The sequence below is a fragment of the Streptomyces sp. NPDC096105 genome, from assembly GCF_044763335.1.
GTDB lineage: Bacteria > Actinomycetota > Actinomycetes > Streptomycetales > Streptomycetaceae > Streptomyces.
Map to the genome: position 1 here is coordinate 130,148 of NZ_JBIWGC010000004.1, position 13,476 is coordinate 143,623.

12 protein-coding genes are annotated in these 13,476 nt (G+C 73.7%); 6 read left to right on the top strand and 6 right to left on the bottom strand.

The features are described 5' to 3' along the window. Nucleotides 1-342: 342 nt before the first annotated feature. On the top strand, nt 343-1,965 hold the full coding sequence (gene groL, locus ACIQ8B_RS08460) for a chaperonin GroEL (RefSeq protein WP_106413656.1): 1,623 nt from the start codon (nt 343-345) through the stop codon (nt 1,963-1,965). A gap of 230 nt (nt 1,966-2,195) precedes the next feature. Beyond that, nucleotides 2,196-3,323 carry an NADH:flavin oxidoreductase gene (locus tag ACIQ8B_RS08465; protein WP_106413657.1) on the top strand — a complete coding sequence of 376 codons (1,128 nt, stop codon included), beginning with the start codon at nt 2,196-2,198 and terminating at the stop codon, nt 3,321-3,323. Between the two features lie 153 nt (nt 3,324-3,476). Here the strand turns inward: ACIQ8B_RS08465 and ACIQ8B_RS08470 are convergent, their stop codons facing one another. The 3 genes from ACIQ8B_RS08470 to ACIQ8B_RS08480 all read right to left on the bottom strand — a co-directional run bounded on the left by ACIQ8B_RS08470 (nt 3,477) and on the right by ACIQ8B_RS08480 (nt 6,054). Continuing rightward, nucleotides 3,477-4,046, bottom strand: coding sequence for a hypothetical protein (locus tag ACIQ8B_RS08470; protein ID WP_403546215.1), 570 nt, complete (start codon nt 4,044-4,046; stop codon nt 3,477-3,479). A 49-nt stretch (nt 4,047-4,095) separates the two neighbouring features. Further along, nucleotides 4,096-5,031, bottom strand: coding sequence for an N-acetylmuramic acid 6-phosphate etherase (gene murQ, locus ACIQ8B_RS08475; protein ID WP_403546216.1), 936 nt, complete (start codon nt 5,029-5,031; stop codon nt 4,096-4,098). An 87-nt stretch (nt 5,032-5,118) separates the two neighbouring features. Beyond that, complete coding sequence (locus ACIQ8B_RS08480) at nt 5,119-6,054, bottom strand: MurR/RpiR family transcriptional regulator (RefSeq protein ID WP_106413660.1); 936 nt, start codon at nt 6,052-6,054, stop codon at nt 5,119-5,121. 57 nt (nt 6,055-6,111) lie between these two features. Between ACIQ8B_RS08480 and ACIQ8B_RS08485 the strand changes: the two genes are divergently transcribed. Both ACIQ8B_RS08485 and ACIQ8B_RS08490 read left to right on the top strand, forming a co-directional pair. Next, nucleotides 6,112-6,510, top strand: coding sequence for a hypothetical protein (locus ACIQ8B_RS08485; protein ID WP_106416353.1), 399 nt, complete (start codon nt 6,112-6,114; stop codon nt 6,508-6,510). Then, entirely contained in the window at nt 6,507-6,788 is a 282-nt protein-coding gene (locus ACIQ8B_RS08490; protein ID WP_106413661.1) for a DUF4031 domain-containing protein, read from the top strand. The genes ACIQ8B_RS08485 and ACIQ8B_RS08490 overlap by 4 nt, the downstream gene beginning before the upstream one ends. 120 nt (nt 6,789-6,908) lie before the next feature. Here the strand turns inward: ACIQ8B_RS08490 and ACIQ8B_RS08495 are convergent, their stop codons facing one another. From ACIQ8B_RS08495 to ACIQ8B_RS08505, 3 genes are all read right to left on the bottom strand, one after another. Continuing rightward, nucleotides 6,909-7,952 (bottom strand): GNAT family N-acetyltransferase, encoded by a 1,044-nt coding sequence (locus ACIQ8B_RS08495; RefSeq protein WP_403546391.1) that lies wholly within the window; start codon nt 7,950-7,952, stop codon nt 6,909-6,911. A 33-nt stretch (nt 7,953-7,985) separates the two neighbouring features. Beyond that, on the bottom strand, nt 7,986-8,648 hold the full coding sequence (locus ACIQ8B_RS08500) for a hypothetical protein (RefSeq protein WP_403546217.1): 663 nt from the start codon (nt 8,646-8,648) through the stop codon (nt 7,986-7,988). 299 nt (nt 8,649-8,947) lie between these two features. Then, nucleotides 8,948-9,589 (bottom strand): TetR/AcrR family transcriptional regulator, encoded by a 642-nt coding sequence (locus ACIQ8B_RS08505; RefSeq protein ID WP_106413664.1) that lies wholly within the window; start codon nt 9,587-9,589, stop codon nt 8,948-8,950. 243 nt (nt 9,590-9,832) lie between these two features. Between ACIQ8B_RS08505 and ACIQ8B_RS08510 the strand changes: the two genes are divergently transcribed. Together ACIQ8B_RS08510 and ACIQ8B_RS08515 are read left to right on the top strand one after the other, a co-directional pair. Then, nucleotides 9,833-12,070: an ABC transporter permease gene (locus ACIQ8B_RS08510; protein ID WP_403546218.1), complete on the top strand. Its 2,238-nt coding sequence runs from the start codon at nt 9,833-9,835 to the stop codon at nt 12,068-12,070. A gap of 484 nt (nt 12,071-12,554) precedes the next feature. Then, the gene (locus tag ACIQ8B_RS08515) at nt 12,555-13,436 is read left to right on the top strand and encodes an alpha/beta hydrolase (protein WP_403546219.1); all 882 of its coding nucleotides are present in this window, start codon (nt 12,555-12,557) and stop codon (nt 13,434-13,436) included. The last annotated feature ends 40 nt before the right edge of the window (nt 13,437-13,476 follow it).

The following is a 13,476-nucleotide window of genomic DNA, read 5'->3' on the forward strand; positions in this document are numbered from 1 at the left end:
CCCTCAACGAGCACTCGCTTCGCGAGCGCGCCTTGCGCCCTCCCGTCACCCGACCGCCACCCCTCAACGAGCACTCGCTTCGCGAGCGCGCCTTGCGCCCTCCCGTCACCCGACCGCCACCCCTCAACGAGCACTCGCTTCGCGAGCGCGCCTTGCACTCTCGGGGGTCGAGTGCTAATCATTGGCGTTAGCACTCTGAAGGTGAGAGTGACAACGAAGGACCGGGTCGGTGAGGCCCGCCAGGTCACGTGGGGCAAGGAACCACACGGCCGGCGAGCCGTCCGTCGCGGGCGCGGGCGCGGTCCGAAGGAATCACCCCCAGTCCTGGAGGGACCACTTCACATGGCCAAGATCATCGCGTTCGACGAGGAGGCGCGGCGCGGCCTCGAGCGCGGCATGAACCAGCTCGCGGACGCCGTGAAGGTGACGCTCGGCCCCAAGGGCCGCAACGTCGTCCTCGAGAAGAAGTGGGGCGCCCCCACGATCACCAACGATGGTGTCTCCATCGCCAAGGAGATCGAGCTCGAGGACCCGTACGAGAAGATCGGCGCCGAGCTGGTCAAGGAAGTCGCCAAGAAGACGGACGACGTCGCCGGTGACGGTACGACCACCGCGACCGTTCTCGCCCAGGCCCTGGTCAAGGAGGGCCTGCGCAACGTCGCCGCCGGCGCCAACCCGATGGCCCTGAAGCGCGGCATCGAGAAGGCCGTCGAGTCGGTCTCCGCCGCTCTGCTGGAGCAGGCGAAGGACGTCGAGACCAAGGAGCAGATCGCTTCCACGGCCTCCATCTCCGCCGCCGACACCCAGATCGGCGAGCTCATCGCCGAGGCCATGGACAAGGTCGGCAAGGAAGGCGTCATCACCGTCGAGGAGTCCCAGACCTTCGGTCTGGAGCTGGAGCTCACCGAGGGTATGCGCTTCGACAAGGGCTACATCTCGGCGTACTTCGCCACCGACATGGAGCGTATGGAGGCCGTCCTCGACGACCCGTACATCCTGATCGCGAACTCCAAGATCTCCAACGTCAAGGACCTGCTCCCGCTCCTGGAGAAGGTCATGCAGTCGGGCAAGCCGCTGCTGATCATCGCCGAGGACGTCGAGGGCGAGGCCCTGTCCACCCTGGTGGTCAACAAGATCCGCGGCACCTTCAAGTCCGTCGCCGTCAAGGCCCCGGGCTTCGGCGACCGCCGCAAGGCCATGCTCGGCGACATCGCCATCCTCACGGGCGGCGAGGTCATCTCCGAGGAGGTCGGCCTCAAGCTGGAGAACGCCACCCTCGACCTGCTGGGCAAGGCCCGCAAGGTGGTCATCACCAAGGACGAGACCACCATCGTCGACGGCGCCGGCTCCGCCGACCAGGTCCAGGGCCGCGTGAACCAGATCCGCGCCGAGATCGAGAACAGCGACTCGGACTACGACCGCGAGAAGCTGCAGGAGCGCCTGGCGAAGCTCGCCGGCGGTGTGGCCGTCATCAAGGCCGGCGCCGCCACCGAGGTGGAGCTCAAGGAGCGCAAGCACCGCATCGAGGACGCCGTGCGCAACGCCAAGGCGGCCGTCGAGGAGGGCATCGTCGCCGGTGGTGGCGTGGCCCTGCTGCAGGCCTCCCAGGTGTTCGAGAAGCTGGAGCTCGAGGGTGACGAGGCGACCGGCGCCAACGCCGTGCGCATCGCCCTGGAGGCCCCGCTGAAGCAGATCGCCGTCAACGCCGGCCTCGAGGGCGGCGTCGTGGTGGAGAAGGTGCGCAACCTGACCCCGGGCCACGGCCTGAACGCCGCGACCGGCGAGTACGTCGACCTGGTCAAGGAAGGCATCATCGACCCGGCCAAGGTGACGCGCTCCGCGCTGCAGAACGCCGCGTCGATCGCCGCGCTGTTCCTCACCACCGAGGCCGTCATCGCCGACAAGCCGGAGAAGGCCGCGGCCCCGGCCGGCGGCGGCATGCCGGGCGGTGACATGGACTTCTGAGCCTGATCCGTCAGGTTCGGACCCGTCCGACGGTCCGGAGGGCGGCACCCCCCGTGCGGGGGGTGCCGCCCTCCGGCGTGTCCGGGTCCCGCAGAGGGCCTCACGGGTGACGGGCGTCACAGGGGCGGGCGGGGGAGGGGCGGGAATGCCCGCCGCCTCGCGCCGGTTCGACGAGATGAGCGTTGCATGCACGTACACATACCGTTCAGTATGCTCGAGGAGTCTCTCTGATGACCGTCACCGCCTCCGAGGCCACCGGACGTGCCGCCGAGGTCCTGGCCCGGCCGGTCGCCCTCAACGGGCTGACCGTGCCCAACCGCATCGTCATGGCGCCCATGACCCGTCAGTTCTCGCCGGGCGGGGTGCCGGGGGAGGACGTCGCGTCGTACTACGCCCGGCGGGCCGCCGCCGGGGTCGGGCTGATCGTCACCGAGGGCACGTACGTCGACCACCCGTCCGCCGGTGTCAGCGACCGCATCCCCCGGTTCCACGGGGAGGAGCAGCTCGCCGGCTGGGCGAAGGTCGCGGAGGCCGTGCACGCCGCGGGGGGCCGCATCATGCCTCAGCTGTGGCACGTCGGCATGGTCCGCGAGGAGGGACAGCCGCCCTTCCCGCAGGCGCCGGCGGTCGGTCCGTCGGGACTGCGCCTGGACGGCTCCGAGGGCGGCCGGGCCATGACCCGGGCCGACATCGACGCCGTCGTGGCCGCGTTCGCCGAGGCGGCGGCCGCGGCGGAGCGCATCGGCTTCGACGGCGTGGAGCTGCACGGCGCCCACGGCTACCTCATCGACCAGTTCCTGTGGGCGGGCACCAACCGCCGCACCGACGCCTACGGCGGCGACCCGGTGGCCCGCACCCGGTTCGCCGTGGAGATCGTGCAGGCCGTGCGCGCGGCCGTGTCGCCCGGCTTCCCGGTCGTCCTCCGCTTCTCGCAGTGGAAGGCCGACCACTACGGCGCCCGGCTCGCCGAGACCCCGCAGGAGCTGGAGGCGATCCTCACCCCGCTCGCCACGGCCGGCGTCGACGCCTTCCACGCGTCCACGCGCCGCTACTGGCTCCCCGAGTTCGACGGCTCCGACCTCAACCTGGCCGGCTGGGCCCGCAAGCTGACCGGCAGGCCGGCCATCACGGTCGGCTCGGTCGGCCTGGACGGCGAGTTCGGCCGCGCCTTCCTGGGTGAGGGCGCCGCGACGCGCGGCATCGACGACCTCCTCGACCGCTTCGAGCGCGACGAGTTCGACCTGGTCGCGGTGGGACGCGCGGTCCTCCAGGACCCGGAGTGGGCGGCCAAGGTCCTGGCCGGCCGCTTCGACGAGCTGACGTCGTACGACGCGTCCTCGCTGACGTCGCTGAGCTGAGTCCGGGCCCGGTCCGGGCAGCCGAGGCGCGGCACCCCTCTCACCAGGGGCGCCGCGCCTTTTCGTGCGTGGCCCTGGCGGCCGTGCCGGCCGTGGGTGTGCCGGGACGGCCCGGCCCCGCTCCGGATCGGGGAGCCGTGAGGCCCGCGCGCCTCAGACATTGCCCATCGGCTCGATGTCCATTCGCACCGGGGTGCCCCATATCCGCAGGACCTCGTAGTCGGTGAACTCGTGGACGACGCGGTAGGCCACCGCCGGGCGGGGGCCGCGGAGCTGGGCCTTGACGAAGAGTTCCGCCTCGCGGCGGTCGCGGCGCGGGGTGCCGCACAGCTGCCAGGCCTGGCCGTTCCACATCTCCGGCAGCCAGCGCTGCTGCGGCTGCGGGCGGTCGCCGCGCACCCCGTACCGGGAGGGCGCGGGATCGGCGGGGCGGGCCTGCGGGGCCGGGCCGTTGAACTCGGCGCGGCGGGCGGCGCGGCGCCGGGTCTCGCAGAGCAGGCACAGGTCCGGGGCGCTCTCGTCGACCGGTCCCGTGGGGTGCTCGGCGCAGCGGGTGCTGGGCGGGGCGGTGGTGACGCTGTCCTCCAGCAGGTCCAGCGCCCGCCGCAGGTCGGCCCGCACCTCGTGCAGCCGGGCGTCCGGGGTGTCGGCGGAGAGCGCCTCGCCGTGCTCACCGAGCACACGCAGGGCCCGGCCGAGGGCGGTGAGCTGTGCGTGGTTCATGGTGGATTCTCCGGGTGGGGGACCGCTCCAGTATCCCAGCGCCGGACGGTCAGCTCCCCGCGGCCGCCAGCGCCGCCCGCAGATGTCCGTCGGCCTCGTCCAGCAGCCGGGCGGCCGTCGGCCCGTCCACCCCGGCCAGCAGCACCAGGATGGCGTTCTTGACCTCGCCGTCCGTGGTGGCGAGGGCACGCTCCACGGCTTCGTCGCCGGCGCCCGTCACCTGGGCGACGATCCGCCGGGAGCGGGCGCGCAGCTTCTCGTTGGAGGCGCGCACGTCGACCATCAGGTTCCCGTACGTCTTGCCCAGCCGGATCATCGTGATCGTCGACAGCATGTTCAGCACGAGCTTCTGCGCCGTGCCGGCCTTGAGGCGGGTGGAGCCGGTGAGGAACTCCGGGCCCACGACCACCTCGATGCCGTGCTCGGCCGCCGCCGCGAGCGCGCTGCCCCGGTTGCACGACAGCCCCACCGTGAGCGCCCCGCGCTCGCGGGCGTACGCGACCGCGCCGACCGCGTACGGGGTGCGGCCGGAGGCGGAGACGCCGACCACCGTGTCGTCGGGGGTGACGCCGAGCGCGGCGAGGTCGGACTCGGCCAGCTCGGGGGAGTCCTCGGCGCCCTCGGCCGGGTTGACCATGGCGTCCGGGCCGCCCGCGATCAGGCCGACGACCCGCGCCGGGTCGGTGTTGAAGGTGGGCGGGCACTCGGAGGCATCCAGCACGCCCAGCCGTCCCGCCGTGCCCGCGCCCGCGTAGACCAGCCGCCCGCCGCGCGCCATCCGCTCCGCCACGGCGTCGATCGCGGCGGCGATGGCGGGCACCTGCTCGGCCACGGCGCCCGCGACCGAGGCGTCCTCGGCGTTCATCAGCCGTGCGATCTCGAGCGTGGGCAGCCGGTCGACCTCCGCCAGCTCGGGCCGGAACGCCTCGGTGGTCAGGGTCTCGAGCTGGGAGCGCAGATCACGGTCGCGGGAGGTGGAGGTCATGGGCGGTGTTCTTTCGGTCGGGCCGGACGGCACGGACGGGGTACGACGGGGGTGCGCGGGGCGCGCGGCCGGGAGGGCGTGCTTCCCTCACGGGCCCTTGCGGGTCGCCCGGTGCCGGTGCGCCAGCGCCTCGTACGACGCCGACAGGGCGGGCGCGGCCGCCTCGTAGGTGCGCTGGGCGACGCCCACGAACAGGCAGTCCACGACCAGCAGTTGACCCGTACGGGAGGACATCGCGGCCGGGCGCAGCTCGCTCTCGCGGGCCGTGGACGTGGTCAGGACGTGGTCGGCGTACTGCGTGACGGGGCTGTCGGGGCGGCCGGTGACGGCGACCGTGGTGGCCCCGTGCTCGAAGGCCACCCGGAGCGGCTCGATGACGTCGCCGGTGGTGCCGGAGTGGGTGACGGCGATCGCCACGTCCCCGGCGCGCAGCTGCACCGCGTTGGTGACGGCGAGGTGCGGATCGCTGTGGGCGTGCGCCAGCAGGCCTATGCGCAGCAGCTTCTGGGTGAGATCCTGGGCGACCAGCCCGGACGCGCCGACGCCGTACACATCGGTGCGGCGGGCGCCCGCGAGGGCGGTCACGGCGGCGGCGAGCTGGACGGTGTCCAGTCCGGCGGCGGTGTCGGCGAGGGTCTGCTGCTCGTCGTAGGCGAGCTTGGCGACGACGTCGGCGATGGGGTCGTCCACCGCGATGTCCGTGGTGATGGCGGGGGCGCGTCCCGACTGCTGCTGGGCGGCGAGGCCGGCCAGGGCGAGCCGCAGGTCCCGGTAGCCCGGGTAGCCGAGCAGGCGGGCCGTGCGGACGACGGTGGCCTCGCTGGTGCCGGTCAGCTCGGCGAGGCCGGTGACCGTGAGCGCCGCGCAGCCGGCCGGGTCGTCGGCGACGGCCTCGGCGACGCGCTGCATGGAGCGGGTCATCGACGGGGCCAGCGTGCGCACCTTGGCCGCGAGGGCGGCGGGTGCGGGGGGAGTGGGTGAGGCGCCGGCGCTCCCGAAAATTTCCTTCACTTCATGGGTCACGGTATGAAAGATATTTTCGGCACGGGCTTCCGGTCAAGAGTGCGCACAATGGGGGACATGCACCCCGAGCGTGAACCCGGCACCCCCCCGGTCGGCCCCCTGGAACAAGCGTTGCACGCGGCGCGGGCCCTCGTGCTGGCCGATCTCGTGGCGCGCGGGGTCGCCGAGGCGGACGTGGTGTCCCTGGTCGAGGACTCCGTCGCGCACCGCCGCTGGTGGGTCGAGCAGTGGCCGGAGGGCGCGAGCTTCCTGGCCGGGCTGGTCGCGCAGGACGTGCAGGACGCCCTGCTGGAGCGGTACGGACGCTGGCCGCTGTGCCCGGTGTGCGGCAGCGGCGGCCCGCACGCGCTGGAGGTCGAGCCGGAGCTGGGCCCCGACCCGCACTGGGTGTGCCACAAGGCGGGCGTGAAGGTCGCGGCGGTGGGCGGACTGGGCGAGGCGGGCCCCTCGTCGTGACCGTGTACATCGACCCGCCCGCCTGGCCGGGGCACGGCCGCCTGTGGTCCCACCTGGTGAGTGACGTCTCCTACACCGAGCTGCACCTCTTCGCCGCCGGTCTGGGCGTGCCCCGCCGTGCCTTCGAACGCGACCACTACGACATCCCGGCGCACCGGTACGCGGACGCGGTGCGCGCGGGCGCGGTCGAGGTCAGCAGCCGCGAGGTGGTGCGGCTGCTGCACGGGGCGGGCCTGCGGCGGCGCAAGCGGGCGGACCGGACGGGCGGTTCGGGGTAGGTCAGGGGCGCGGTCCGTGGGGCGGGGGCGGGGCCGTGGGCCGGGGGCGCGGTCCGTTGCTCAGACGCGCGGTCCGTGGGCCGGGGGCGCGGTCCGTGGGCCAAGGGCGCAATGCGTGGCTCAGGCGCGCAGTTCGTAGGTGATGCGTCCCTCCTGCCGGGACACCTCGGTGAACCCGGCGCGGGTGACGACCTTCCGCGACGGCACGTTGTCCTCCTCGACGACGGCCGTCACGGCGTGCACGGAGTCCTGGCCGAGCGCCCACGCCGACAGGGTGCGCAGCGCCTCGGTCGCGTACCCGTTCCCGCGCGCCTCCGCGACGAGGTCGTAGCCGATCTCCACCCGGCCGTCGCCGTCGGGCGCGCCGTGGAAGCCCATCGCGCCCACCGCGAGGTCGTCCTCCCGGCGGACCAGCACGTACATGCCCCACTCCGGGCGGTACGCGCCCTCCTCGTACTGGGTGACGCCGAACCCGGCGCCCACCCGGGTGCCGTCGGCGGGCGCGCCGCCCGCCCAGGTGAAACCGCCGTCGCCCGCGAGGGACAGGCTCGCGGCGACCGCCGGGGTGACGCCCTCCAGGTCGAGCCGCTCCGACCGCAGCACCGGGTTGTTGTACCAGCGCCAGGTGGTGACCGGCTCCCGCCCGGGCAGCTCGCCGCGGCCCGTCGCCCACAGCAGCGTCGGCCAGGGCGACGGCCCCGGCCGGACGTGCGGGAAGATCCGCGTCAGCACGAACTCGCAGAGCCCGTCGGGCGGTTCGTACGCGATGCCCAGCCCCTCGGCCATGTCGTGCGTGTGCAGCAGCACCTCGGCGACGCCCATCGCGGCGAAACCCTCACGGTTCGCGTGCCGGAACGGGTACGGGTGGAAGGCGCGCACGGAGCGGGGGGTGGTGCGGACGGCGGCGGCGAGAAGGGCGCCCATGGCGGAGATCACGTGGAGGGCGCCGTCGTTGCCGGCGTCGGCCCGCAGCGAGAAGTCGAACGACGCGTACACGTGCCGGCCCCGGCCCGTGAGCTGGGTCGCGTACCCGATGAGGTCGCCCGCGACGTGCTCCGCCGTCTCCCGGCAGTCCCACTCCAGCCGGCCCGCCCGCACCTTCGTCCAGTCCCGGCCGGTGACCGCCCCCAGGACCGCCACGCTGTGCGCGACGGCCGCCTCCACCTGGTCCGCTCCCGAGGCATGCATGGGGAGAGGTTAGGCGGAGGGCGGCAGCGGGGTCGACAGCATGTCCAGCTCGCCGCGCAGGTTGTAACGGGCGGTGGCCTCCCAGTGCTCCTGGCCGTACGGGGTGCGGAACACGCTGCGCAGGCCGAGGAGCCGACGCAGGATGTCGGCGCGGCCCTCGCGGAAGGCGTCGTTCGGCACGAACTGGTACTCCTCCCGGATCGCGGCGGTGTAGGCGGCGTACGCCGACGGCGCGGACGCGAGCACCGCGAGGTCGGCGTCGCACAGCACCTGGCCGTCGCGGTCGTCGTCGGCGGGGTCGTGCGTCACGGTGAGCCGCACCAGCCGGGCCACCTCCTCGGTCTTCGCCGCCGACACCCCGGCCTCGGGCAGCGCGCGCTCGGCGAGACGGGCGGACCGCTCCTCGTTCTCGGACCGGTCCGGCAGGTAGACGGCGTCGTGGAACCACGCGGCGAGCCGTACGACGTCGGGGTCGTCGGCGTGGTCCGCCAGCTCGTCGACGCGGTCGAGGACCGCGGTGAGGTGATCGAGCGTGTGGTACCGCCGCTGCGGCTCCTGCCAGCGCGCGATCAGACGGTCCGCGTACGGCAACGGGTCCGGACCCTCCGCGGATCCCCGGACCCCTTCCAGCGCACGGACGAAACGGGCACGGAGATCCTCGGTGTCGGCCATGAGCCCATTGTTCCCGGTCCGCGCCCCGGGCGTCACGGCAGCGGCTCCGCCCGCACGGTCTTCCCGGGCCCGCCGTCCGTGCGCGGCACGACGCGGACCCGGCTCACGGGCCGCGACACCAGCCGCAGCCCCCGCCGGTCCCCGCCTCCGGACCGGCGGGCGGGCGGGGCGCGTCCGCGGGCGGCCGGCGGTCCCGGGCGCCGGTCACCTCGACGCGGACGAGGCCGCGGCCGGCGCTCGGCGCCAGGGTCGGACGGACGTCGCGGCCCGGCTCCTTCCCCGGGCTCCCCGGAAGCGCCTCAGAAGACGGGTCCCCCCTCGGCCCCGGCCGGGCGCCTGTTCACCGGAGCCGTCAGCATCCCGGTGAGGGCGTCCGACAGGAAGTCGCCGGCGGCGTGCCAGTGCGGTGTCCGGCCGTCCCGTTCGGCGCGCTCCTCCATGTCGGCGCAGCACGTCATGACGACGCGGGTCATCAGCAGCGCCCGGCCGCGGACGATCTCCCGGGGCAGGTGGTCCAGGCGGGAGATCACCGACCGGACGATCAGCGTGGCGGTCGGCGCGTCCTCGGCCATGCCGTGGAGCAGGTGCGTGGCGGTGGGATCGTGCATCGCCTGGCTGACGAACCGCGCCCGCCAGGTCGGCTGCGGCAGCTCGGCGAGGGCGTCGGTCACCGGCACCACGAGGGCGCGTACGTCGTCCAGGAGTGAGTCGGAGCGCTCGAACATCGCCCGGCGGGGCTCCTCGAGGTCCCTCAGATGACGGGTGAGCAGGGCACGCAGCAGACCCTCGCGGCCGCCGAAGTAGTAGCCCACGGCCGAGTGGTTGGTGTTCCCCGCGATCTCGGCGATCTTGCGGTCCGAGACGTGGGACATGCCCACCTGCACGAACAGGCGTTCGGCGGCGTCGAGCAGCGCGGTGCGCGCCGCCTCTGATCTGGCCATCGGTAGTCGTCATCTCCTGCTGACCGCGCCCTGCGGAATCGCCAACGTAACCCACGTCCGCGAACGTAAGGCACATGACTTACATTAGAACCCTGTTCGTAAGTCGTGTGACTTAGCTTTGGGGTCCGGTCCGCTGCCGGGCCCGGGGCCCGCGATCACCGCACCTCTCCGCGGCCGAGCCGGCCGACCGGCCTTCCCCCGGCCCCGCCCGCCTACGACGAGTCCGACAAGGAGCCAGACTTCGTGGAACCCTCCGCCCCCGCCCCGCCCGCCGGCGGCCCCTCACCCGGCCGGTCCGCCGCCGCCCCGACCAGCGGCCCGGGCCTGCCCGGCGCGCCCCGGGTGGAAGACCGCAAGACCCGGATCGGCCGCTACGTCGCCCTCTTCGCCATGCCCTTCCTGATGGTGACGATGATGTACGCGACCTACGTCGGGACCATGCACGCGCCCGCCCCGAAGGACGTCCCGGTGGCCGTCGTGGGCTCGGGGCAGGTGGCGGAGAAGACCGTCGCCGCCCTGGACTCCCTGCCGGGCGACCCCCTCGAACCGCGGCTGGTCGCCACCGCCGGCGAGGCGCTCGACCTGATCGAGGACCGTGAGGTCTCCGGTGCCCTGGAGATACCCGCGGGGGGCCGGGGCGAGGCCGTGATCCACACGGCCTCGGCCGGGGGCGCCTCCGCGGCGAGCACGGTCCAGCACCTGCTGACTCCGGTGGCCGCCGAGAACCAGTGGCAGATCACCACCAAGGACGCGGCCCCGCTCCCCGACGGCGACCTGTCGGGCGTCGCGGTCCTCTTCGCGGGCATGGGCATGATGCTGGCCGGCTACGTGCCGCTGAGCGTGCTGACGATGTCCCTGCCGTTCCTGCTGACCCTGCGGCGGTTCGTCCCGCTCCTCATCGGCTGGGCGGCGGTGACCAGCACCGTCATCTGGATCATCCTCGGTCCGGTCGTGGGAGCGGTGGACGGCCACTACCTGCAGTTCCTCGGCGTCGGCATGCTGGCCGTCGGCGCGGTCGGCATGACGCAGCTCCTCTTCACCAAGCTCGTCGGGCCGCTGGCCGTCCTGTTCGGGATGCTGCTGTGGGTCGTCTTCGGCATGCCCGCGTCCAACCTGGCGCTCCCGGTCCACAGCATGCCGGGCTTCTTCCAGTGGCTGCACGGGGTGCTGCCCCTGCCCGCCGCGGGTGAGGCCCTGCGCTCCCTGCTGTACTTCGACGACCGAGGCGTCGTCGGCTACCTGACGCCGCTGGCCGTGTGGATCGTGGTCGCCTTCCTGCTCGCGCTGCTGAAGGAGCGCCGCTCCGGGACCGTGATCCCGGCCGCGCCTCCGGTCGACGACGTGAGCACCCCGCTGCCCGCGCTGGCCGGCGGACCCGTGCGGTCGCCGAAGGTCCGCTACTTCGCCGCGATCGCCTTCCCGCTGGCCATTCTGGTGGGCGTGGTCGGCAGCATGAGCGCCGCGATGCACCGCCCGGAGCTCCATGACATGCCCGTGGTGGTGGTCGCCGCCGACGCCGCACAGGCGGAGCGGACGGCGGAAGGGCTGAAGCCGCAGCTCGGCGCCATGCTCGACATCCGGACCGGCACCTCCGCCGAAGCGGCGAGGGACCAGATCCTCGAGCAGGAGATCGTCGGCGCCTACGTCCTGCCGGCCACGGCGGACGACCCGGCCGTTCTCTACAGCTCCTCGGCGGCCGGATCCAGCCAGCAGACGGCGCTGCGGGCGGTGTTCCAGCAGGTGGCCGCCGGCCAGAAGGTCCCCCTGGAACTGACCGACGTCAAGCCGCTGACCGAGAACGACACCATGGGCAGCAACAGCATGTACGTCGGCATGTCGTGGATCATGGCGGGCTTCCTGATCATGGCGGTGCTGCGCGGCGGGGCGCCGGAGCTGACGCGGCTGCGTCACTTCGTGGTGAAGCTCGCCGGCTGGGCGGCCGGCATGGCGCTGTGGCTGTGGTTCCTCTTCGACGTCCTGATCGGAGCCGTCAACGGCCACGCCCCGGAGATGATCGGCTTCGGCGCGGCCACCATCTTCTGCGTCTCCCTGGTGACCGGCGTCTTCACCCGGACGTTCGGCCTCGCCGCCATCGTCCCCGTGATGCTGGTCCTGATGCTCGCCGGCGTTCCCGCCTCGGGCGGCGGCATGTCCGTCTACATGGTGCCGGACGTGTTCCGCCCCCTCCAGGACGTCCTGCCGCTGCCGGCCGCCGTGGACACCGTCCGCTCGCTGGTCTACTTCGACGGTCACGGCATCGGCGGCAACCTCCTGACCGTCGCCGTCTGGGGCGGGGCCGGACTGGTCCTGCAGTTCCTGGTGGACCTGTGGCTGGCCCGCCGGGAGAAGAAGGCGCCGCACCCGCCGGCCGCCTCCGGCGACGCCGGCTCCGGCACGCCCGATGACGGCGCCACCGCCGGCGCCCCGAAGAAGGACGACGCCGACGACGTGGACGGCGCGGAGCCCGCGCTGGCGCACTGACCCGGCGGTCCGGGTCTCCCGACGCGCCGGGAGACCCGGACGGCCCGGCGCCGCAGCCCTCGCACGGGGGCTGCGGCGCCGTGCGTCCGGCCTCCCGCCCGGCGGCTCCCCGGGGGGCGCCGCCGGGCGGGAACGCCCGCCTCCGGCCCCGTCGTGGTCCCCCTGGGTGAGCCGGAACGCATGTGCGGACCGGGGAAGCACGTCACGGCCGGGGTGGTCGTCCTTCCCGCGCGACAGGCGGACGCCGGCGGCGTGCCGAGCACGTTGCAGTGCGCCGGCCGACGTGCGTTCCCGCTCGGCGGGGCGTCCCCGCCCGCACGTCAGGGCGGCGTACACAAGCGGAAGGGCTGATAACTGCTGGTGCGGACGATCTTCCACTGAGTAGTGTGACCCGCCGGAGCGCGGATCGCCGCCCGCACACCACCCCGGCGGCTCCTCGCCGGGGCACGCCGCGCGGGCCCCGACCTGAAGGAGACCGCAAGAAGTGAGCAGCCAGGTGCAACCGACGTTCGTGCTGGTCCACGGGGCCTTCGCCAACTCCTTCTCCTTCGCGCCGCTCCAGGCCGAACTCGGCCTCCTCGGGCACCGTTCGGTCGCCGTCGACCTGCCCGGCCACGGCTTCGGAGCCACCTACACCCGCGCCTACCAGGCGCCGCAGGACCCCGAAGGGCTCGCCACCGCGCCCGGCGTGATCAAGGGCGTCACGCTGGCCGACAACGCCGCGCACCTGATCGGGATCCTGGAGCGGGCGAAGCGGAACGGCCCGGTGGTCCTCGTCGCCCACAGCCGCGGCGGCGTCACGGCCACCGCGGCGGCCAACGCGCGGCCCGACCTGATCGACCGCATCGTCTACGTCGCGGCCTGGTGCCCGGTCGCGCTCGACGCGGGCGACTACTACGCCGAGCCGGAGATGGCCGAGGTGGACGCGGCCTCCCTGGCCCTGGCGGCAGCCGGGAACCCCGCCGAACTCGGCCTGCTCCGGGTCAACTTCCGCACCGCGGACCCGGCCGCCCTCGCGGCGTTCAAGGCGGCCTTCCTCGCCGACGGCACCGACGAGGAGCTCCTGGCCTTCCTCAGCACCTTCCAGCCCGACGAGAACCTGGACGTCGGCACCTCCGCCGACCGGGCGCAGGCCGCGACCTGGGGCAGGATCCCGAAGACCTTCGTCCGGCTGGCCGACGACGCGAGCATGCCGCTCGCTCTGCAGGACCGGCTGATCCGCGAGGGCGACGAGCTGACGCCGGACAACCCGTACGACGTCCGCACCCTCCCGAGCAGCCACCTGAAGTGGCTGGTGGACCCGGCGCCGGCGGCCCGGCTCCTCGGTGAACTCGCGGCTCTCACGGTCCCGTCCGCCCGCTCGTGACCGGTGCGGGCCGGGGTGACTCCCGCGGCCGTTCCCGGGC

Coding starts and splice junctions, on each gene's coding strand:
- groL (WP_106413656.1), top strand. CDS start 343: ATGGCCAAGATCATCGCGTTCGACGAGGAGGCGCGGCGCGGCCTCGAG.
- ACIQ8B_RS08465 (WP_106413657.1), top strand. CDS start 2,196: ATGACCGTCACCGCCTCCGAGGCCACCGGACGTGCCGCCGAGGTCCTG.
- ACIQ8B_RS08470 (WP_403546215.1), bottom strand. CDS start 4,046: ATGAACCACGCACAGCTCACCGCCCTCGGCCGGGCCCTGCGTGTGCTC.
- murQ (WP_403546216.1), bottom strand. CDS start 5,031: ATGACCTCCACCTCCCGCGACCGTGATCTGCGCTCCCAGCTCGAGACC.
- ACIQ8B_RS08485 (WP_106416353.1), top strand. CDS start 6,112: ATGCACCCCGAGCGTGAACCCGGCACCCCCCCGGTCGGCCCCCTGGAA.
- ACIQ8B_RS08500 (WP_403546217.1), bottom strand. CDS start 8,648: ATGGCCGACACCGAGGATCTCCGTGCCCGTTTCGTCCGTGCGCTGGAA.
- ACIQ8B_RS08505 (WP_106413664.1), bottom strand. CDS start 9,589: ATGGCCAGATCAGAGGCGGCGCGCACCGCGCTGCTCGACGCCGCCGAA.